Raw genomic sequence first — 19084 nt, forward strand, 5'->3', positions numbered from 1 at the left:
TTCCCGGATCCGGGACGAGGCTCGAGTCGCGAACTGGTCAGGGCGCCGGGCTTCTGCTTTAAGCCCGCGGTTCTCCACGGAAGGCCGAACGCATGGAAGCCCGCCGCCACGTCGCCCTGAAGGAATCGATCCGCTCGATTCCGGATTATCCGAAGCCCGGGATCATCTTCCGCGACATCACCACGCTGCTCAGCGATCCGCGCGCCTTCCGGCGGGCCGTGGATGCGCTGGTGCATCCCTACGCGGGCGGACACGTCCATCAGGTCGCCGGCATCGAGGCCCGCGGCTTCATCCTGGGCGGCGCCATCGCCCACCAGCTGTCCTGCGGCTTCGTGCCGATCCGCAAGAAGGGCAAGCTCCCCCACACGACCGTCTCGATGGCCTACGCCCTCGAATACGGGACCGACGAGATCGAGATTCACGTCGACGCCGTGAAGCCGGGCGACCGGGTCCTGCTGGTCGACGACCTGATCGCCACCGGGGGTACCGCCACCGCGGCCGTCAACCTGCTGCAGAAGATCGGCGCCGAGATCGTGGCTGCCTGCTTCGTGATCGACCTGCCCGAGATCGGCGGCGCACAGCGCCTGCGCGACATGGGCGTCGAGGTGCGCACCCTCATGCAATTCGAAGGTCATTGAGGCCGGCGAAACGTTGACTTCGCGGGACCCTTCCGCCATAAGCCCGCCACTCGCGACGTGGCGCCCCGCATGGGCGCCCTTCGTGTTTGCAGACAACCAAGGACGCGTGAAGGTCGGGTGCGGCATCAGCCGCCCGCGAGCGCGCCTCGACCTTTGAAGGCTCTGAGCCATGAAGAGAACCTACCAGCCGAGCAAGCTCGTCCGTAAGCGCCGCCACGGCTTCCGTGCGCGCATGGCCACCGCCGGCGGCCGCAAGGTCATCGCGCGCCGTCGCGCCCACGGCCGCAAGCGCCTGTCGGCCTGAGGCTCTAGGACCCGCGCCGGCGCGCCGTCGAAGGGCGGCCGTGCCGCGGGGGAGGGGATCAGCCGGGATCGAACCATCGATGGCGACGATCGAGCGGCTCAAGAAGCGGCCTGACTTCCTAGCGGCTGCCGAGGGACGTCGGTTCCATACCGATCGGATGACCGCGCAGGGTCGCCTGAGGACGCCGCAGGCCGAGGGCACCGAGAGCCCGAGAGGGCTGAGGCTCGGCTTCACCATCACGAAGCGCGTGGGGCACGCCACGGAGCGCAATCGCATCCGCCGACGCCTCCGCGCCGCCCTGAACGTGATCGCCCCCGAATTGCCGTCCGACGTGGCGGTCCAGCCGGCGGATATCGTGCTCATCGCCCGGCGCCCGGCCTTGCATGCGCCGTTCGACACGCTCGCGGCGGACCTCCGCCGCGCAATTCCGGCCGTGATCCGGCCGTCCACGGGCGGGCGCGGCGAGCGGCCTCCCGGGCGATCCGGCGGCCGGCGCTCCAAAGACGCACCTTCTCAGCGCGCCATGGGCGCAAGCCCTGCGCAGGCGCCCGCGGCCGAGGGAGCGGACATCGCTTCGTCGCACCCGCGCGTCACAGATCCCCGAATCACAGGCGCGGCCCGGTCCGACGGGGCTGGCTCCGCGCCTGTTGCCACTCCGAACGCGTGCGGCGGTGTCCCTGATGGGCAATGACAAGACGAACATGTTCGTGGCCATCGGCCTGTCGCTGCTGGTGCTGCTGGGCTGGCAGTACTTCGTGGCCGGCCCGCGCGTGGAGCAGCAGCGTCTGATCGAGGCGCAGAACAAGGCCGCGCAGCAACAGCAGCAGCCCCCGGGCGTAACTCCGGACGGTGTGCCTTCGCCATCGCCCAAGGAAGGCGGCCCGGCCGCCCCCGCGCCCGGTACCGTGCCGGGGCAGGCCGCTCCGGTCGCCCGCGAGGCGGCGCTGGCCCGTTCGCCGCGCATCCGGATCGAGACCCCGGCGCTTTCCGGTTCGATCGCCCTGAAGGGCGGCCGCGTCGACGATGTCTCACTCAAGAACTATCACGAGACCGTCGACCCCAAGAGCCCCGAGATCGTTCTGTTCTCGCCCGCCGGCAGCGAGACGCCCTACTACGCCGAGTTCGGCTGGGTCGGCGCCAATGCCGGGCCGCTGCCCAACAACGACACCCTCTGGACCAGCGAGGGCAAGACCCTGTCGCCCGGCATGCCGGTGACCCTGACCTGGGACAACGGCGCCGGCCTCGTCTTCAAGCGCATCATCGCGGTCGACGACAAGTACATGTTCACAGTCCGCGACGAGGTCGAGAACAAGGGCTCGGGCGCGATCACGCTCTACCCCTACAGCCTCGTCTCGCGCTGGGGTAAGCCGCACACCCAGGGTTACTACGTCCTGCACGAGGGCATGATCGGCTACCTCGGCAACGACGGCCTGCAGGAACTCACCTACGACAAGCTCGCCAAGGAGGGCGCCTACGGCGGCGCCAACACCAAGGGCAAGGCCTGGACCGGCGTGACTGGCGGCTTCGTAGGCATCACCGACAAGTACTGGGCCGCGGCCGCGATCCCCGACCAGGACACGCCCTACACGGGCGCCTTCACCGACCGCACCGACGGCACCACCAACGTCTACCAGGCGAGCGTGCGCGGCGACGCCGTGAACCTGGCTGCCGGGGCCTCGGCCACCGCGACGCAGCGGCTGTTCGCGGGCGCCAAGGAAGTCAACCTGATCAACAACTACGAGAAGGACCTCGGCATCAAGCACTTCGATCTGATGATCGATTGGGGCTGGTTCTTCTTCATCACCAAGCCGATGTTCCGGGCGCTGGACTTCTTCTACCACCTGTTCGGCAATTTCGGCGTCTCGATCCTGGTGGTGACCTTCTGCCTGAAGCTGCTGTTCCTGCCGATCGCGAACCGGTCCTACGTCTCCATGGCCAAGATGAAGGCCGTGCAGCCCGAGATGGCCGCCATCCGCGAGCGCTACAAGGACGACCGCCTCAAGGCGCAGCAGGCCACGATGGAGCTGTACAAGAAGGAGAAGATCAATCCGGTCGCGGGCTGCTGGCCGGTCCTGATCCAGATCCCCGTCTTCTTCGCGCTCTACAAGGTGCTGTTCATCACCATCGAGATGCGCCACGCGCCGTTCTTCGGCTGGATCCACGACCTCGCGGCACCGGATCCGACGAGCATCGTGAACCTGTTCGGCCTGCTGCCCTTCCCGGCGCCCGATTTCGTGCACCTGGGCGTCTGGCCGCTGATCATGGGCGTGACCATGTTCGTCCAGATGAAGATGAACCCCGCGCCGCCGGACCCGGTCCAGGCGCAGATCTTCACCTTCATGCCGATCGTGTTCACCTTCATGCTGGGGTCGTTCCCCGCCGGCCTCGTGATCTACTGGGCCTGGAACAACACGCTGTCGGTGACCCAGCAGTACATCATCATGCGCCGCAACGGCGTGAAGGTGGAGCTGTGGGACAATCTGCGCAGCACGTTCCGGCGCGGTGCCGGCAACAAGGCGGCGGCCACCAAGAGCTGACGGGCGGAGCCTGCGTGACCGAAACCAACGACGACGCGGCCGACCTCACCGAGGCCGGCCGCCTCCTGTTCGCCGGCGCGGCCGACTTCTACGCGGCCGCCCAGACCCTCGACCGCCTCCCGCCGATGGAAGGCGTCGAGATCGCCTTCGCGGGGCGCTCGAACGTCGGCAAGTCGAGCCTGATCAACGCGCTCACCGGCCGCAACACCCTCGCGCGGACCTCGCACACGCCGGGACGGACGCAGCAGCTCAATTTCTTCCGGATCGGCGAGCGCCTGTCGCTCGTCGACATGCCCGGCTACGGCTATGCGGCCGTCGAGAAGGCCAAGGTCGAGGCCTGGACCCGGCTGATCCATGCCTATCTCAAGGGCCGTGCCAGCCTCGCCCGGGTGTTCATGCTGATCGACGCCCGGCACGGCTTCAAGTCGATCGACACGGACGTGCTCGACGGCCTCGACAAGGCGGCGGTGAGCTATCAGGTCGTTCTGACCAAGGGCGATTCCCTCAAGAAGGGCGAGGTTGCGAGTCGCATCGCCGGGATCGAGGCGGGCCTCGCCAAGCGTCCCGCTGCCTATCCGCAGGTGATCCTCACCTCGAGCCGGGACGATCTTGGCGTGCCGGAGCTGCGGGCGGCGATCGCAAAGCTCTTGGTCGAGAGGGGCGCGTGAGAGGTTCGGGCGTCGACCGCGCGTTCGCGGCGCTCGCCTGCCTCGCGGGCCTCCTCGGCGTGGCGCTCAGTGCTGCCGCCGCGCATATTCCTGGCGCCGACTCGCTCAAGACGGCGGCGCAGTTCCTGTTGTTCCACGCCCCGGCCATCCTCGCGCTGGTCGGATTGGGGGCCGCCGGCTTCATCCGGGTGGCCCTCGCCCGCGTGGCGGCCGGGCTGCTGGTCCTCGGGTTGATCCTGTTCTGCGGTGACCTCGCGGTGCGCACGTGGCTCCAGCACCCGCTGTTCCCGATGGCCGCGCCGACGGGCGGCTTCGCCCTGATGGCCGGATGGCTCGCCGGGATCCTGTGTGCGCTGATGCCGGCGCGCCGAGCCGCCTGACGCATCGCTACGCCTCACCCGGCCCCGACCTGCAGGAACTCCAGCGCCGGTCCCTGCCCGTCGGAGAACACCCCCGCGGTGAGCGTGCCGCCGTAGACCGCTGCCGTATCGAGATTGGTGCGGAACCGGCACACCTCCGGGCGTCCGCTCCGCTGCGGGGTGTGGCCGTGGACCACGTGACGTCCGAAATCGTGTTCGTCCTCCAGGAACGGCTCCCGGATCCAGAGGCGATCATGCGGGTCGGAGTCCGGCGCCGCCACGCCGGGTCTCAGACCGGCATGCACGTACCAGCGGGCACGATCGCCGTGCAGCGTCGGCAAGGCCTCGATCCAGTCGAGCGTATCCCGCGGAATGCCGGTGGGGTCCCGGGCGCCGAAGGAATCCAGCGTCGCCTCGCCGCCGTTGTACAGCCAGTGCGCGGCGGCGCTTCGGGTCTGGAGCGCGTCGAGCAGCATCCGTTCGTGATTGCCCATCAGGCAGGTGACGCGCTCCGGCTCGGCCCAGTTCAGGCGGCTGACGGTGCGCAGGACCGCGGCGCTGTCGGGACCCCGGTCGATGTAGTCGCCCAGGAAGACCAGCCGATGGGCACGGTCGCCGGCATGCTCGGCGATCCGCTCCAGCAGGTCGTCGAGGAGGGCGGCGCAGCCGTGGATATCGCCAATGGCGTAGGTGAGGGGGCCGGATTCCATGGCGCCATGGTCCACCGCCCCGCCGCGCTCCGCAAGCCTCGTCCGATCCCGGAGCCGGCTACTCCGACAGGTCGCGCATGACCGAGATCAGGTCCGCCTTGCCCTCGAAGCCGATGCCTGGCAGGTCCGGCATCACGATATGCCCATCCTCCACCCGCACCCCGTCCGGGAAGCCGCCATAGGGCTGAAACAGGTCCGGGTAGCTCTCGTTTCCGCCGAGCCCGAGGCCGGCCGCGATGTTGAGCGACATCTGGTGCCCGCCGTGCGGGATGCAGCGGGACGGCGACCAGCCGAATTCCGCCAGGACGTCGAGGGTGCGCAGGTACTCCACCAAGCCGTACGACAGGGCGCAGTCGAACTGCAGCCAGTCGCGGTCGGGCCGCAGGGCGCCGTAGCGCAGGAGATTGCGGGCATCCTGGTGCGAGAACAGGTTCTCCCCCGTCGCCATCGATCCGGGATAGTAGGGGCTGAGGGCTGCCTGGAGGGCGTAGTCGAGCGGGTCGCCGGCCTCCTCGTACCAGAACAGCGGATAGTCCCGGAGCATCCGGGCATACGCAATGGCCGTCTCGAGATCGAAGCGCCCGTTGGCGTCCACGGCGAGGCGCCCCCGCCCGTCGATCTCGGCGAGCACAGCCTCGATCCGACGCCGGTCCTCCTCGATCGGGGCGCCGCCGATCTTCATCTTCACCACCGTGTAGCCGCGGTCGAGGTAGCCGCGCATCTCGGCCCGAAGGGCGGAATCGTCCTTGCCGGGATAGTAGTAGCCGCCCGCCGCGTAGACGAAGACGCGCGGGTCGGCGACGCGGCCCGTCTGCGCCGCCAGCATCCGGAACAGCGGTTGGCCGGCGATCTTCGCCGCAGCGTCCCACACCGCCATGTCGAGGGTGCCGACCGCGACGGAGCGCTCGCCGTGACCACCCGGCTTCTCGTTCCGCATCATCGCGGCCCAGATCCGCCGCGGATCGAGGTTGTCGCCTGCATCCGTCAGGAGGCTCTCCGCTTCCGCCTCCAGGATCCGATCGCGGAAGCGCTCGCGGATCAGGCCGCCTTGGCCGTAGCGGCCGTTGGAGTTGAAGCCGTAGCCGACGACCCGGCGCCCGTCCCGAACCACGTCGGTGACCACCGCGACGAGGCTCGTGGTCATCTTGGTGAAGTCGATGTAGGCGTTCCGGATCGGCGAGGCGATCGGCTTGGTGACTTCGCGGACGTCGACGATGCGCATGTCTGTGTCTCCCGGGTGCGTCCGGATGCCTTAGCGTCGGCCGAGCGGGGATCGCCAATGCCGTTTCCGCGGTACGCGATGCAGGGCCGGCATCGGCCGCGAACCGCCGCCGGGGAGGATCCCATGGACCTGGACTGGGTGAAGGATTTCCTCGCCCTCGCGGAGCACCGGACCTTCTCGCGGGCGGCCGAGGCTCGGCACGTCACGCAGCCGGCCTTCAGCCGTCGCATCCGAGCCCTGGAGGCGTGGATCGGGGCGCCGCTGTTCCTGCGGGGCGCCCAGGGTGCGACCCTGACCGCCGCCGGGACGGGTTTCCGGCCGCATGCCGAGGACCTTGTGCGCGGATTGGATCGGGCGCGCCGCGAAGCCCGCGCGGCCGGCGCTCGCGCGGGCGCGAGCCTGGCGATTGCGGCCACGCACGCCCTTTCGTTCACGTTCTTCCCCGGCTGGATCCGGCAGCATGCGCCCTTCGAGACCCTCGGCGCGCTCAACCTGATCTCGGACAGCATGGCGGCCTGCGAGGCCATCATGCTGGCCGGCGAGGTGCAGTTTCTGCTCTGCCACCATCACGCCGATGTCCCCATGCGTCTCGACGAGGGTCGCTACGACTCCGTCCGGATCGGCGGCGATTGCCTGGTGCCGCTCTGCGCCCCGTCGGACATGGGAGCACCGCTCTGGCCCCTGGGCTGTCCGGTCCGGTACCTCGCCTATGGCACCGCCTCGGGGCTCGGTCGGATCCTGGCCGCGAGCGGCGCGGCATCGGGCCACGCGCCGGTCTTCACCTCGCACCTCGCGGCAACGCTCATGACCATGGCGTGCGAGGGCGACGGCGTCGCGTGGCTCCCGCTCACACTGGCAGAGGCGGCCACGGCGCAGGGCCGGTTGGTCCGGGCCGGGCCAGAGGATCGCACCGTTCCGCTGGAGATCCGCCTGTTCCGCTCACCCGAGAGCCGGAGCGATGCGGCCGACGCCCTGTGGCGGCGTTTGCATGACTCCGAGCGATCCCCGGAGGATCAGCCCTTCGCGACCCGGGCGTAGCGGCCGTCGTAGCGGCCGGCCCGGATGAGGACGAGAACCTCCTCCTCGCGGGCCATCTGCGCGTGGACGGCTGCGAGCAGGTCCGGGGCGCAGCCGGGCGGAAAGGTCACGACGCCGTCGTGGTCCCCGACCACGACGTCCCCCGGATTGACCGTCCAGCCGCCGACGGAGACCGGCACGTTGATCGCGCCGGGACCGGCCTTGAAGGGTCCCCGCGGAGTGGCGGCCCGGGCGTAGCAGGGGAAATTCGCATCCGCGAAGGCCGCCGTATCGCGCACGGCGCCGTCGATCACGAAGCCGGCGACGCCCCGACTCTCGGCGATGGCCTTCATGATGTCGCCCACGAGGGCTCGGCTCGTGTCGCCGCCGCCGTCGACGACGATCACGTCGCCGCGACGGACCTCCTCCAGAGCCTGATGGATGGCAAGGTTGTCGCCCGTCCGGACCTGAACCGTGAAGGCCGTGCCGAGGAGCCGGCCGTCGTGGTGGAACGGGCGCAGGCCGTTGAGGACCGGCATGCGCGAGAGGCAATCGCTGATCGTGGCCGTCGAGACGTCTCGGAAGGCCGCCAGCAGCGCCGGATCCACGGAGGGCGGCGGCGGATTGCGGGAGATGAGGGACATCGGACGGGACGTCTCCATGTCGTCGACGCGGCTGCCGGCATCATTGTGCGCGACAGTGGCGACGGATCATGCCCCAGTCTGCACCCCTGTGTCTCGCGGAATTGCCGCCGGGGTCAGTGGTCGGCCGCCGGAACCGCGCCGGCGCCGCTGCCGGTGGCGAGCTTGCGCCGGGCGTCGGCCTGCCCGCTGGTCGTGCCGAAATAGGTCGCCGAGTCGCCCAACTGCACCGCCGGCTGGCAGTGCGGCGTGCACGACAGGGATTCCCGGTCGAGCCCGCGCTGAACCGTGATGGTCGAGTCCTGCGATGCCTCGACCCGGATCGTCGTCTCCGCGATCATCGCACCGCCATTGTCGAGCGCGATCAGGTTGGTCGAACCGAAGCTCTTGCCGGTCAGGACGAGGACCCCGTTCTTCTGCGGCGTGACCTCGGCGATGATCGGATTGCCGACGATGATGGTCGAGGTCTTCTCCGGCAGGCGGAGAACCTTGGCGTTATCGACCAGCACGGTCACGACGGGCAGAAGCTCGGGCTGGCCCGCCGCGGCTGCGGCGCCCGTCAGCAGGACGACGAGGCCGGCTCGGCCCGCAATCGACAGGGTGCGGCGCATCGGGTTTCCTCAAGGCGGCGGGCGGTCTACGGGATCCGACCCGCTGCGCGAGGCTATCGCGGAACCGGTGAAGGAAGCGCTAAGCAAGACCAAGCGCCCGCTCTCTGCGGTATCGATGAAACCCAACCTTCACCAAGCTCGCAGCGAGGCGGCTTTTCAGGACTGTGCGGGCTCGATTTAACCGATTTTCAAGGCGTAATCGGCAGTCTGTGCAGGCCGCCGATCGAGACCCGAAAATCTTCATCGGTCATCGCGCAAGTTTAACTGGCCCTGTGTTGATCGAAGGATCGCTTTCCATGAAGACCCTTTTCACGCGCTTCGCCTCGGACGAGTCCGGTGCCACCGCGATCGAGTACGGGATGATCGCAGCCCTCATCGCCGTCGCGATCATCACCGCGCTGAAGACCGTCGGAACCAACCTCACCACGAAGTTCAGCCAGATCTCCGGCAACCTGAACTGATCGCGACGCGTCCGATCTGCGGCAGGTCCGAGACACCCCTGCCCCTCGGCGAGGGGCGGGGTGGTTTCGGGCCGCCGGAGGGACGTTGGTTCCCGAGATCCCGACTGCTCGGCGGTCGCGTGATCCGGGCCGGTCACCGGACGGCCGATTCGGAACGGTCCCTCGGGACGCGACAGGCATCGACGAAATGGACGCCGAGATGGTCGGTTCAGCGACGGCAGGTCTGGGCATGACAGGTCTCAGTCTCACGAGTCTCGGTCCGACAGGCTTCGGACTGCTCATTCTCTTCCCATTCCTGATGGCCTACGCGGCCGCCAGCGACCTGCTGACCATGCTGATCCCGAACCGGATCTCGCTGGCGCTCGTCGCGGGATTCGCGCTCCTCGCCCTGACCGGTCCGATGAGCTGGGCCGAAATCGGTGTCCACTGCGCTGCGGGGTCGATCGTCCTCCTCGTCACCTTCGCCCTGTTCGCCTTCGGCGTCATCGGCGGCGGCGATGCCAAGCTGGCGGCCGCTACGGCTCTCTGGCTCGGCTTAGACGGCCTCGGAGACTACCTTCTGGTGGCCTCTCTGATCGGCGGAGCCCTGACGCTGGCGATCCTGTTCGCGCGGACCCACCCGTTGCCGATCCGGATCGCGCGCATGCCCTTCGCCCTTCATCTGCATGACGCCAAGACCGGCATCCCATACGGGATCGCCCTGAGCGCCGCCGCGCTCCTCGTCCTGCCCGAGACCGAGATCTGGACCCGAGCCCTCGCCGCCTGAACGGCGCGCCGCGATTCCGCGGATCGGGATCTGGAGCCCCGGCCCCGGCCCCGCTAAGAGTCGCGCATGCCCTTCGCGCTGCTGCGTCGACCCGATCCCGACCATCTCGAGGTCCCGCACGAGGGGGCCAGCCTGCGCATCGCGCTCCGTCGGCGGCCGACGGCCCGCCGGATCACCCTGCGGGTATCGGCGGCCACCGGCGAGGCGGTGATCACGCTTCCGAGCCGCACCGCGATCAACACCGCCGAGCGCTTCGCGGCGAGCCACGCGGGGTGGATCGCCGCGCGGCTCGCCCGCGTGCCGACCCGCACCGTCTTCGAGCCCGGCGCCATCCTGCCGTTCCGCGGCGAACCGCACCGGATTACCCAGCGCTCGACGCGCAGCGGTCCGGTGCAGATTGAGCGCACCGAGGGCGAGCCGGTGATCTCCGTCTCCTGCGAGAGCGCCCACGTGGCGCGCCGGGTCCGGGATTTTCTGACGCGCGAGGCCCGTCGCGACCTCGCCGAGGCGATCAGGCGCTATGCCGCGAAACTCGGGCAGCGGCCGGTCCGGGTCACCCTGCGGGATACCCGCAGCCGATGGGGATCCTGCACGGCGCGTGGCGAGCTGAACTTCTCATGGCGCCTCATCCTGGCGCCGCCGATGGTGCTCGATTACCTGGTCGCCCACGAGATGGCTCACCTGCGGGAGATGAACCATTCCCCCCGCTTCTGGGCGCTCGTGAACGAGATGTGTCCCGACACCGACGTTGCCGAGGCGTGGCTCAAGCGCCACGGCGCCGGCCTGCATCGCTACGGCTGAGCGGACGGCCGCGCGCCTGTCACCACTTGGCGCCCGTCACCCCTTGGCGCGGAGGACCCGCTGGCGCACCACCGTGTCCGCCGGCCATCTCGGGCGAGGGTCGACTTCACCGGGATTGAGGGTGCGCGGGGCGACGCTGTCGCAGATCTCGCGCTGGCGGATGATCACCGGATTGCCGAATTCGTCCCGGCGACGGATCAGGCCGCCGTCCCGGCAATAGCCTGCGATCGCCGCGTGGCCGTTGCGGCGACCATAGGGATTGGCCGCAACGGGCGGATGCTCGATCACCAGCGTGCCGGTGTGGTTGAGCGAACGCTCGACATACGTGGTCTCGCCGACCGGCAGGGACTGAGCCCCGGCCTGCGCGAGGGTGGCCATCAAGCAGGCGGCCGAGAGGACGAGCGGGCGCATCACGACGTCAGGATCCGGCGCTGGAGAACAGTCTCGCTCTATCTAGGCCGGAGAGACCCGCGTGGGTAGCGCTCACGGGCAACACCGAACCCGCATCGCTTGACAGCGCGGGGCTGACCATGGTCGGAACACGCCCGATTGTACGGCTCCCGCCGGTCCTCGGCCGGAGCGTTCCGAAGGAATCGGTGGTGCCGCTTCACGCGAGGCTCGTTCGTTTCCGGCGCGCCGCCTGGCACGCCGCGCTGCCGGTGTTCCTCGCCCTTGCGGCGGCGCTCGCGCCCGCCGGACCGGCCGCGGCCCAAGGTATGGTGCGCAAGACCTTCGATGACTGGCAGTTGCGCTGCGAAACGCCAGCCGGTGCGAAGGCCGAGCAATGCGCCCTGGTCCAGTATCTCGCTGCGGAAGACCGGCCGAACCTGACCCTCGTGGTCATCGTCCTGAAGACGGCGGACAATCGCGGCTATCTGCTGCGTGTGGTGGCGCCGCTCGGCGTGCTCCTGCCCTCCGGTCTCGGTCTCAAGATCGACCAGACCGATATCGGCCGCGCGGGATTCGTCCGCTGCCTGACCACGGGCTGCGTCGCCGAGGTGGTGATGGACGACGGACTGATCCGTCAGTTCAAGAATGGCACGCAGGCGACCTTCATCGTCTTCCAGACGCCTGAGGAAGGCGTCGGGATTCCGCTGTCGATGAAGGGCTTCGCGGCCGGGTTCGACAGCCTGAAATGACGATGTTGCTCGGGAGCCGTGCGATGATCGGACATCCGGACAGGTCTCTGGGGCGCTCCTCGGACGCCGCTTTGAGGCCTGCCCCCGCTCTCCGGCTGACCGGCCTCGTGCTTGCGGCCTCCCTCGCGACGGTCGCCGCCGCGGCCCCGTGCCGGGCCGAAGAGGGCAACATCTTCACCAACCTGTTCAAGTACGGCGGCACGACGGTTCCGCCGTCGCAGCCCGAGAGCCTCGATCCGCCTTACTGTCCCCCGGTCGAGGTCGCCGAGGGAGCCGCCGCGTCGCGCACCCTCGCGGGCGAAGCGGTGCGCACCCAGTTCTCCCTCGGTCGTCTCGCCCGCGAATGCACGCGGCGTAAGGACGGTTCGCTCACCGTCAAGGCGGGCGTCGAGGTCAATGTCCTGCTCGGGCCTGCGGGTGCGCCGGGCCGCTTCGATGTGCCGGTGACGTTCCAGATCCGGTACAACGGCAAGGTCGTCTCGAGCCGCGTCGAGCGCGCCAGCGTCACCGTCGGACCGGGCGAGGCGCAGGGCTTCGCCACGATCGTCGCCGACGAACTCGTGGTCCCGGCCGCGATGACGGCCGAGTACGACATCGCGGTAGGCGTCGGCGCCGGCAAGGGGGGCGGCGGGAAGGCCGCCGCGAAGCCGCGCCGTCGCAAGCCGGTGGTTGCTGCCGCACCCGCCACCGGAGGCGACGCTGCCCAGTGACGCTGCGGCGCGCCTCGGCGGTCCGACCCGACTGACACTCCAACCCGGCCGCGGCGAGCTTTGGCTCGGCCGGGAGACGCGCTTTCGCCTCGAACCCACCGACGATCCCGACTTCGATCGCCGCCTCGTCCTCCCCGACCATCCCGTCGGCTGGATCGTGCTGAGCTACAGCGGCGATCCGGCGGTGGCGCCCCAGCGCCCGATCCTCCGCATCCTGCGTGGGCCGGGCGGGGCGATTCAGGATTTCGTCCTCCCCGGGGCACCCCAGGGGCTCGCTCACTGGCTCGGCCTGATCCCGTCGGACGCGCGCGAGATCCAGCTTTGTGCCGGCTCCGATTTCGTCCTGGAACGGGTCGGCGCCCGGCGCGACGCCGGCGTGCTGGCGCAGTGCCTCCTCCGCCGACCCTGGCGCTGCGTCGCCGCACTCTACGAACGCGCCCGCGGCTCGGAGCGACGCTACCGCGACATTCTGCGCGGCGCCTGTGCGGTGACGCCGATGGCCGGCTTTCCGTCCTGGATCGCCGCACGCAGCCGGCCCTGGCGCCGTGCTTCCGCCAGTCTGCGGATCCGGTGCCTCGTCCTCGCGCGGACAGGCGAGGCGGCGGCGTTGACAATCACCCTCGCCGCACTCGCAGCGCAGACCCACCGTCCTGCGTCCATTCGTGTTTCCTGGGACGCCGCACCGCCAGCATCGGCCGATGTGCGGGCGTCTCATGAGACCTGGGACGAGGCTGCGGCCTTCGCGGATCTCCTCGGCGAGGCCGACGCCCTGTGCCTGCTGCGTCCCGGCGACGTGCCGGAGCCCGAGGCCCTGGCACTGCTGGCTCAGGCCCTCGCGGAGGCGGATCTGGCTTACGGCGACGCGATCGGGCTCGATGGCCGACCGCACCTGAAGCCGGACTGGAGCCCGGACCTCGCCCTCGTCACGGGCTATCCGGGGTTTCCCCTGCTCCTGTCAGGCTCCTGGCTCGCGGCGGCGCTCCCGCACCCGGCCGGCCCGATGGCCGAGGTTGCCCTGGCCGTCCAGATCGCCGCGGTGGCCGACGCCGCGCGGGTCGCGCACGTCCCGCGGATCCTGGCCCGCGCCGTCGGCGACGGTCTCGACCCGTCGGACCGGGCTTCCGTCCTCGACGCGTCACGCCGCGGACCGGCCCTGCCGGCCCACGCCACGGTCCATGACGGGACCGTGCGGTTGGACTGGCCTCTCCCGAACCCGGCACCCCTGGTCAGCGTCGTGATCCCCTCGCGCGACCGCCTGGACCTGATCGCGCGTGTCTGCCGCGGCGTTCTCCACGAGACGTCCTACGCGCCGGTCGAACTGATCATCGTCGATAACGGCTCGACCGAACCCGCGGTGCTCGAGCACTACGCGACCCTGCGCGGCGACCCGCGCGTCCGGATCCTGATGGACCCGCAGCCGTTCAATTTCGCCGCGATGGTCAATGCCGGCGTCGCGGCGGCCGCGGGCACGATCGTCGTGCTGCTCAACAACGACGTCGCCGTGCTGGAGCCCGGCTGGCTCGAAGCGATGGTCCGCCAGGCCTGCCGGCCGGAGGTCGGTGCGGTCGGTGCGAAGCTCCTCTACGGCGACGGCGCCCTGCAGCATGCCGGCGTCGTCGTCGGCCTCGGCGGCCGGGCCGGGCATATCCTGCGGCGCCGGCCCGGCGACACGCCCGGACATCTGGGGCGCCTCCGCGTGGCGCACGAGGTCTCCGCGGTCACGGCGGCCTGCCTCGCCGTCTCCCGGGAGAAGTATCTGGCGGTGGGCGGATTCGACGCCTCGGCCTTCCCGGTCGATTTCAACGATGTGGATTTCTGCCTCCGGCTCGGTGCCGCCGGCTGGAAGACGGTCTGGACCCCGGCCGCGACGCTGGCCCATCTCGAATCCGTCAGCCGCGGTCCGTCCGTCGGTGCCAAGCGCGCCCGCTTCGAGGAAGAGGCGGCCCGGTTCTCCGAACGCTGGCGAGCGGTGATCCGGCACGATCCGTACTACCATCCGGCCCTGTCGCTCACGACCTTCGGCGAGGACCTGGAATGACGCCGTCCCCGGTCGGCGAAGGCGGGTCCTATCTCGGACCGTCGGGGCGTTCCTGGCCGGCGATGGCGCGCGCCCTGCAACGCGTCCTAAGTCATCCCCGCGAGAGCGCCGCGATCCTACGGGCGCGGTTGGCGGGCAAGCACCTGCGTGCCCGGCAATCGCTGGCGGCCCTCATCGGGATCGACCATCGGCTCGCGCTGCCGCCCGGGATCCTCGACCGTTTCCCGGCGGCGCCGGCCGATCCGGCCGGCGACATCCGTCTGATCGGGGAGGGGGTAATCGTCGCCGGCGCGGCGGAGCGGATCGCCGCGGCCTTCGCGGCCGAGCCGGACCTCCAGGCCGTGTACGGCGATGCCCTAGTGCAGGTCCGGCCCCGCGGTCCGGTATTGCCCCATCTGCCTCCGGTCTTCGACCCGGACCGGCTTGCGGGGTTCGATTATCTCGGGCTCATCCTGGCCTGCCGGTGCAGTGCCCTTGGCCCTGACCTCGAACCCCGGTGCCCTGCCGAGGCCGCGTTTCGCATTGCCGAGCGGTTCGGCCCTGGCGCGATCGGGCATCTGCCGGAGATCCTGTCGGTCCGCCGTGGCGGCACCCGCCCCGCCGCGCCCCAGGACGGGGCGGCGACCCGCCCCTCCCATCGGGACATCGTGCGCGCGCACCTCGACCGGACCGGGCGGGGCGGGGCCGGCGTCGCCGTCGCGCCGGACGGCCTCGTACGGGTGGCCCATCCGCTCCCCGAACCTCCGCCCCTGGCCAGCCTGATCGTTCCGACCCGCGACCGCCTCGATCTCCTGCGCCCCTGCCTCGACAGCCTGCGCGACTGCACTGACTGGCCGTCGCTCGAGATCCTGGTCTGCGACAACGACAGTCGCGAGGCGGAGACCCTCGCGTATCTGCGAGGGCTGGAGGAGGCGGGACGGGCGCATGTCGTGCCCTGTCCCGGGCCGTTCAACTTCGCCGCGATGAACAACGCTGCTGCCGCCCGCGCCCGGGGGAGGCTGCTGGTCTTCGTCAACAACGATGTCGAGGCGTTCCGACCCGACTGGCTGTCGCTCATGGCCCGTCAGGCCCTGCGCCCGGAGATCGGCGCCGTGGGCGCCAAGCTGCTCGATGGCGCGGGCCGCATCCAGCACGGCGGCATCGTCCTCGGCACCGGCGGCCTCGTCACGCATGGTCACCGTCACTTCGCCGGTGACGCCCCGGGCTATCTCGCGGCGCTGCGCACCACACACGCTGTCTCGGCCGTCACGGCGGCCTGTCTGGTTGTCGAGGCGGAGAAGTTCCGCAGGGTCGGCGGCTTCGACGATGCCGTCTTCGCCGTCGATTTCAACGACGTCGATCTCTGCCTGCGCCTCAACGCGGCGGGCTACCGCACGCTGCTCGTCCCCGAGGCGGTGCTGCACCATCGCGAGGCGGCGAGCCGCCGCTGGACGCCGGACGCCCGCGCCCGGCACGATCGCGAGATCGCCGCGCTGAAAAAGCGATGGGGGCCGCTGCTGGTGCAGGACCCCCATTACCACCCGGGCTTCGACCCGGATCTCTCGACACACGCGCGCCTGCGTGGAGGATTTCCGGACACCGGGCGGACGCCCCTGCGCCGCCCGCGCGCCTGACGGTGCCTACTGGACCAGCCGCGGCCCGCCGCCCTGAACCTTTTCGTTCTCCGACATGATGCCGAGGCGCTTGGCGACCTCGGTGTAAGCCTCGATCAGGCCGCCGAGATCCTTGCGGAACCGGTCCTTGTCGAGCTTGTCCGAGGACTTGATGTCCCAGAGACGGCACGAATCCGGAGAGATCTCGTCGGCGACGACGATGCGCATCATGTCGCCTTCCCAAAGGCGCCCGGTCTCCATCTTGAAGTCGACCAGCCGGATGCCGACGCCGAGGAAGAGCCCCGACAGGAAGTCGTTGACGCGGATCGCCAGCGCCATGATGTCGTCGATCTCCTGGGGCGTCGCCCAGCCGAAGGCCGTTATGTGCTCCTCGGAGACCATCGGATCGTTCAGCGCGTCGTTCTTGTAGTAGAACTCGATGATCGAGCGCGGCAGCTGGGTGCCTTCCTCCAGGCCCAGCCGCGTGGCCAGCGACCCGGCCGCGACGTTGCGCACCACGACCTCGAGGGGGATGATCTCGACCTCGCGGATCAGCTGCTCGCGCATGTTGAGCCGGCGGATGAAATGCGTCGGCACGCCGATGTCGTTGAGGTGCTGAAAAACGAACTCGGAGATCCGGTTGTTCAGCACGCCCTTGCCGTCGATGACCTCGTGCTTCTTCGCGTTGAAGGCCGTCGCGTCATCCTTGAAGTGCTGGATGAGCGTGCCGGGCTCCGGACCCTCATAGAGGACCTTCGCCTTGCCCTCGTAGATGCGACGGCGGCGGTTCATAGGCGTGTACCGTGGTTTGAGGAAGTCCATGGGCCGAGGCTCCTGATGCGCGACGATGGAGAGGAATCCGCGGCGCGACGACCGGACGCGAGGTCGGGCAGCCGGACGGCCTCTGCCCGACGGCCCCGGCGACCGCCTCCAAACTAGCCGAAGCGGGCTTCCAGCACAACGCGTTAGCCCGCAGGGCGGGATTGCGGAGACTGTTTCCGACGTGTCCGGAACGGGCATCGCCGCCCGACCGCCGCTTGCGATCGACCCGCTAGGCCGTCGTCTTGGACGGGAAGCGGCAGAGGTCGGCGATCAGGCAGCGCGGGCATTCGGGCTTGCGGGACTTGCAGGTGTAGCGGCCGTGCAGGATCAGCCAGTGATGGGCATGCAGCCGGTAGGGTTCGGGCACGATCGCCTCCAGACCGGCCTGGACCTTGTCGGTGGTCGCACCGACGAACAGCGGGATCCGGTTCGAGACCCGGAAGATGTGGGTGTCGACGGCGATTCGCGGGACCCCGAAGGCGATGTTCAGCACGACGCTCGCGGTCTTTGCGCCGACCCCGGGCAGCACCTGCAGGGCCTCTAGGCTCGCCGGTACGGCGCCGCCATGTGCCTCGACCAGGATGCGCGAGAGCGCCACGACGTTCTTCGCCTTGGTGTTGAACAGCCCGATGGTCCGGACGAAGTCGCGGACCCTGTCCTCGCCGAGGGCCATCATCTTCTCCGGCGTGTCGGCGACGGCGAAGAGCGGACCAGTAGCGAGGTTGACGCCGCGGTCGGTCGCCTGGGCCGAGAGCACCACGGCGACGAGCAGGGTGAACGGGTTGACGTAGTGAAGCTCGCCCTTCGGCTCCGGCGTCGCCGCCTGGAACCGGCGGAAGATCTCGGTGAGGGTCGCAGGATCGACCGCCGCGGAAGCCGTCTCCACCTGAGCGGTGACGGCCGGGGTGACAGCTCCACCGAGGCGCGCCGAAGGAACCCGCGCGGCGCGCGTCGCGCCCCGGCGGGCGGCGCGATCCGTCACGGGCGGGGGTGTCTTTCTGGCGGGCATCGGCGCGTTATATTGATGGCATGGCGAGCGGCAATCCTTCCGTCCATCCCTACGGGCTCGATCCGGACACGATCGACCGGCCCGTCTTCACCGCCACGATCCGGCCGCATCAATCCCTGAGCCGGCGCGGCTTCCGGGTCGTGATGACCGGCTGCTGCGCGGTCTCGCTGACGGTGTCGGTCTGGGCGTGGCGCATGGGGTTCTGGCCGGTGGCCGGCTTCTTCGGCCTCGACATGCTGGCGATCTACGCGGCGCTGAAGGTGAGCTTCCGCCGGGGCCGATCCTTCGAGGAAGTGATGATCTCGCAGATCGAGATCTTGCTCGCCCGGGTCAGTCATCAGGGCGAGCGGCGCGAGTGGCGTTTCAATCCCCTCTGGACCAAGATCGAGACGGTCGAAGACGACGAGTACGGTCTCCAGCGCCTGACGCTGGTCTCGCGACGGCAGCAGGCCCTCGTCGCCCGGGACGCCGGGCCGGACGAGCGGGCGCGGATCGCGCGGGGCCTGACCGCGGCCCTCGCGCAGGTGAAGAAGGGGTACTGAGTCGGTCGCCACTACGGCTGCGGCGGACGCGGACGCGGCATCGGTCGACGGGTGCACTGCAAAAAAGTTGCCCGAAGCCGGAACGGGGCTGTTGACGCGCCGAACCGGCCTGCGTATACCCCGGCTCATCGGCGCCGGCCGCGGGAGTGGACCGGGCGCTGAGCCATCTTCTGACAAGCGGCGGGATTGGCCGGCGGGATTGCCGGGCGGTTTTCTGTTTGCCTTTGATGAGCCCTGGGAGACTGGGGTGATCTTTGACAAGTTATGATTGAGGAAGGGAGACGCGGGCGGCGTTTGTCCTTGCGGCTGGGTCTTATGGCCTGGCGTGAGAGACTTGTGCCGATCTGTTGTTTTCTTTCTGAGCTCACCGACGGGTATTTGGCGCTGTGAAGCGTTGGGTGCTTGGTCGATGTGAGGCTCCGTCTGAGAATATATGTGATCGGCCAGATCAATCTCTTCAACGTGAGAGTTTGATCCTGGCTCAGAGCGAACGCTGG

At 69.5% G+C, this 19084-nt stretch carries 22 protein-coding genes; 15 read left to right on the forward strand and 7 right to left on the reverse strand.

From position 1 onward, the window contains the following. Positions 1–92: 92 nt before the first annotated feature. The 6 genes from ACXJKQ_RS16625 to ACXJKQ_RS16650 all read left to right on the forward strand — a co-directional run bounded on the left by ACXJKQ_RS16625 (position 93) and on the right by ACXJKQ_RS16650 (position 4527). Positions 93–638, forward strand: a complete 546-nt coding sequence (locus tag ACXJKQ_RS16625) for an adenine phosphoribosyltransferase (protein ID WP_457106838.1) — start codon at positions 93–95, stop codon at positions 636–638. A 169-nt stretch (positions 639–807) separates the two neighbouring features. Next, complete coding sequence (gene rpmH / locus ACXJKQ_RS16630; RefSeq protein WP_007558110.1) at positions 808–942, forward strand: 50S ribosomal protein L34; 135 nt, start codon at positions 808–810, stop codon at positions 940–942. Between the two features lie 79 nt (positions 943–1021). After that, entirely contained in the window at positions 1022–1633 is a 612-nt protein-coding gene (rnpA, locus tag ACXJKQ_RS16635) for a ribonuclease P protein component (protein WP_457106839.1), read from the forward strand. Further along, positions 1623–3479, forward strand: a complete 1857-nt coding sequence (yidC, locus tag ACXJKQ_RS16640; protein ID WP_457106840.1) for a membrane protein insertase YidC — start codon at positions 1623–1625, stop codon at positions 3477–3479. Before rnpA ends, yidC begins: the two co-directional genes overlap by 11 nt. Positions 3480–3493: 14 nt before the next feature. Next, positions 3494–4147: a ribosome biogenesis GTP-binding protein YihA/YsxC gene (gene yihA, locus ACXJKQ_RS16645; RefSeq protein ID WP_457106841.1), complete on the forward strand. Its 654-nt coding sequence runs from the start codon at positions 3494–3496 to the stop codon at positions 4145–4147. Beyond that, entirely contained in the window at positions 4144–4527 is a 384-nt protein-coding gene (locus ACXJKQ_RS16650; protein ID WP_457106842.1) for a DUF423 domain-containing protein, read from the forward strand. The genes yihA and ACXJKQ_RS16650 overlap by 4 nt, the downstream gene beginning before the upstream one ends. A 14-nt stretch (positions 4528–4541) precedes the next feature. On the opposite strand, the gene ACXJKQ_RS16655 is transcribed toward ACXJKQ_RS16650, so the two are convergent. Together ACXJKQ_RS16655 and ACXJKQ_RS16660 are read right to left on the reverse strand one after the other, a co-directional pair. Beyond that, positions 4542–5216, reverse strand: coding sequence for a metallophosphoesterase family protein (locus tag ACXJKQ_RS16655; protein ID WP_457106843.1), 675 nt, complete (start codon positions 5214–5216; stop codon positions 4542–4544). A gap of 58 nt (positions 5217–5274) precedes the next feature. Beyond that, entirely contained in the window at positions 5275–6438 is a 1164-nt protein-coding gene (locus ACXJKQ_RS16660) for a mandelate racemase/muconate lactonizing enzyme family protein (RefSeq protein ID WP_457106844.1), read from the reverse strand. Positions 6439–6561: 123 nt separating this feature from the next. Between ACXJKQ_RS16660 and ACXJKQ_RS16665 the strand changes: the two genes are divergently transcribed. Further along, entirely contained in the window at positions 6562–7476 is a 915-nt protein-coding gene (locus ACXJKQ_RS16665; RefSeq protein ID WP_457106845.1) for a LysR family transcriptional regulator, read from the forward strand. Here ACXJKQ_RS16665 and ACXJKQ_RS16670 read toward each other — a convergent pair. After that, entirely contained in the window at positions 7452–8099 is a 648-nt protein-coding gene (locus ACXJKQ_RS16670; protein ID WP_457106846.1) for an RraA family protein, read from the reverse strand. The two genes, ACXJKQ_RS16665 and ACXJKQ_RS16670, sit on opposite strands and share 25 nt — an antisense overlap. A gap of 113 nt (positions 8100–8212) precedes the next feature. Next, a complete protein-coding gene (locus ACXJKQ_RS16675; protein ID WP_457106847.1) occupies positions 8213–8707 on the reverse strand; it encodes a pilus assembly protein N-terminal domain-containing protein in 495 nt (164 codons plus the stop codon). A 296-nt stretch (positions 8708–9003) separates the two neighbouring features. Between ACXJKQ_RS16675 and ACXJKQ_RS16680 the strand changes: the two genes are divergently transcribed. The 3 genes from ACXJKQ_RS16680 to ACXJKQ_RS16690 all read left to right on the forward strand — a co-directional run bounded on the left by ACXJKQ_RS16680 (position 9004) and on the right by ACXJKQ_RS16690 (position 10735). Next, a complete protein-coding gene (locus ACXJKQ_RS16680; RefSeq protein WP_457106848.1) occupies positions 9004–9168 on the forward strand; it encodes a Flp family type IVb pilin in 165 nt (54 codons plus the stop codon). Positions 9169–9397: 229 nt separating this feature from the next. Next, positions 9398–9934 carry an A24 family peptidase gene (locus tag ACXJKQ_RS16685; RefSeq protein WP_457106849.1) on the forward strand — a complete coding sequence of 179 codons (537 nt, stop codon included), beginning with the start codon at positions 9398–9400 and terminating at the stop codon, positions 9932–9934. Between the two features lie 66 nt (positions 9935–10000). Beyond that, positions 10001–10735 (forward strand): M48 family metallopeptidase, encoded by a 735-nt coding sequence (locus ACXJKQ_RS16690; protein WP_457106850.1) that lies wholly within the window; start codon positions 10001–10003, stop codon positions 10733–10735. A gap of 36 nt (positions 10736–10771) precedes the next feature. Here ACXJKQ_RS16690 and ACXJKQ_RS16695 read toward each other — a convergent pair whose 3' ends face one another. After that, a complete protein-coding gene (locus ACXJKQ_RS16695) occupies positions 10772–11146 on the reverse strand; it encodes a hypothetical protein (RefSeq protein WP_457106851.1) in 375 nt (124 codons plus the stop codon). Between the two features lie 185 nt (positions 11147–11331). Between ACXJKQ_RS16695 and ACXJKQ_RS16700 the strand changes: the two genes are divergently transcribed. The 4 genes from ACXJKQ_RS16700 to ACXJKQ_RS16715 all read left to right on the forward strand — a co-directional run bounded on the left by ACXJKQ_RS16700 (position 11332) and on the right by ACXJKQ_RS16715 (position 16235). After that, positions 11332–11874, forward strand: coding sequence for an invasion associated locus B family protein (locus ACXJKQ_RS16700; protein WP_457106852.1), 543 nt, complete (start codon positions 11332–11334; stop codon positions 11872–11874). A 23-nt stretch (positions 11875–11897) separates the two neighbouring features. Continuing rightward, entirely contained in the window at positions 11898–12584 is a 687-nt protein-coding gene (locus ACXJKQ_RS16705) for a hypothetical protein (RefSeq protein ID WP_457106853.1), read from the forward strand. Positions 12585–12741: 157 nt separating this feature from the next. Continuing rightward, positions 12742–14622, forward strand: coding sequence for a glycosyltransferase family 2 protein (locus tag ACXJKQ_RS16710; RefSeq protein WP_457106859.1), 1881 nt, complete (start codon positions 12742–12744; stop codon positions 14620–14622). Further along, positions 14619–16235: a glycosyltransferase gene (locus ACXJKQ_RS16715; protein ID WP_457106854.1), complete on the forward strand. Its 1617-nt coding sequence runs from the start codon at positions 14619–14621 to the stop codon at positions 16233–16235. The genes ACXJKQ_RS16710 and ACXJKQ_RS16715 overlap by 4 nt, the downstream gene beginning before the upstream one ends. A 6-nt stretch (positions 16236–16241) precedes the next feature. Here ACXJKQ_RS16715 and purC read toward each other — a convergent pair whose 3' ends face one another. Together purC and nth are read right to left on the reverse strand one after the other, a co-directional pair. Further along, entirely contained in the window at positions 16242–17036 is a 795-nt protein-coding gene (gene purC, locus ACXJKQ_RS16720) for a phosphoribosylaminoimidazolesuccinocarboxamide synthase (RefSeq protein WP_010684691.1), read from the reverse strand. Between the two features lie 229 nt (positions 17037–17265). Continuing rightward, the gene (gene nth, locus ACXJKQ_RS16725; RefSeq protein ID WP_457106855.1) at positions 17266–18045 is read right to left on the reverse strand and encodes an endonuclease III; all 780 of its coding nucleotides are present in this window, start codon (positions 18043–18045) and stop codon (positions 17266–17268) included. Positions 18046–18065: 20 nt separating this feature from the next. Between nth and ACXJKQ_RS16730 the strand changes: the two genes are divergently transcribed. Next, on the forward strand, positions 18066–18587 hold the full coding sequence (locus ACXJKQ_RS16730; RefSeq protein ID WP_457106856.1) for a DUF2244 domain-containing protein: 522 nt from the start codon (positions 18066–18068) through the stop codon (positions 18585–18587). The last annotated feature ends 497 nt before the right edge of the window (positions 18588–19084 follow it).

The organism is Methylobacterium sp. P5_C11, assembly GCF_054049775.1.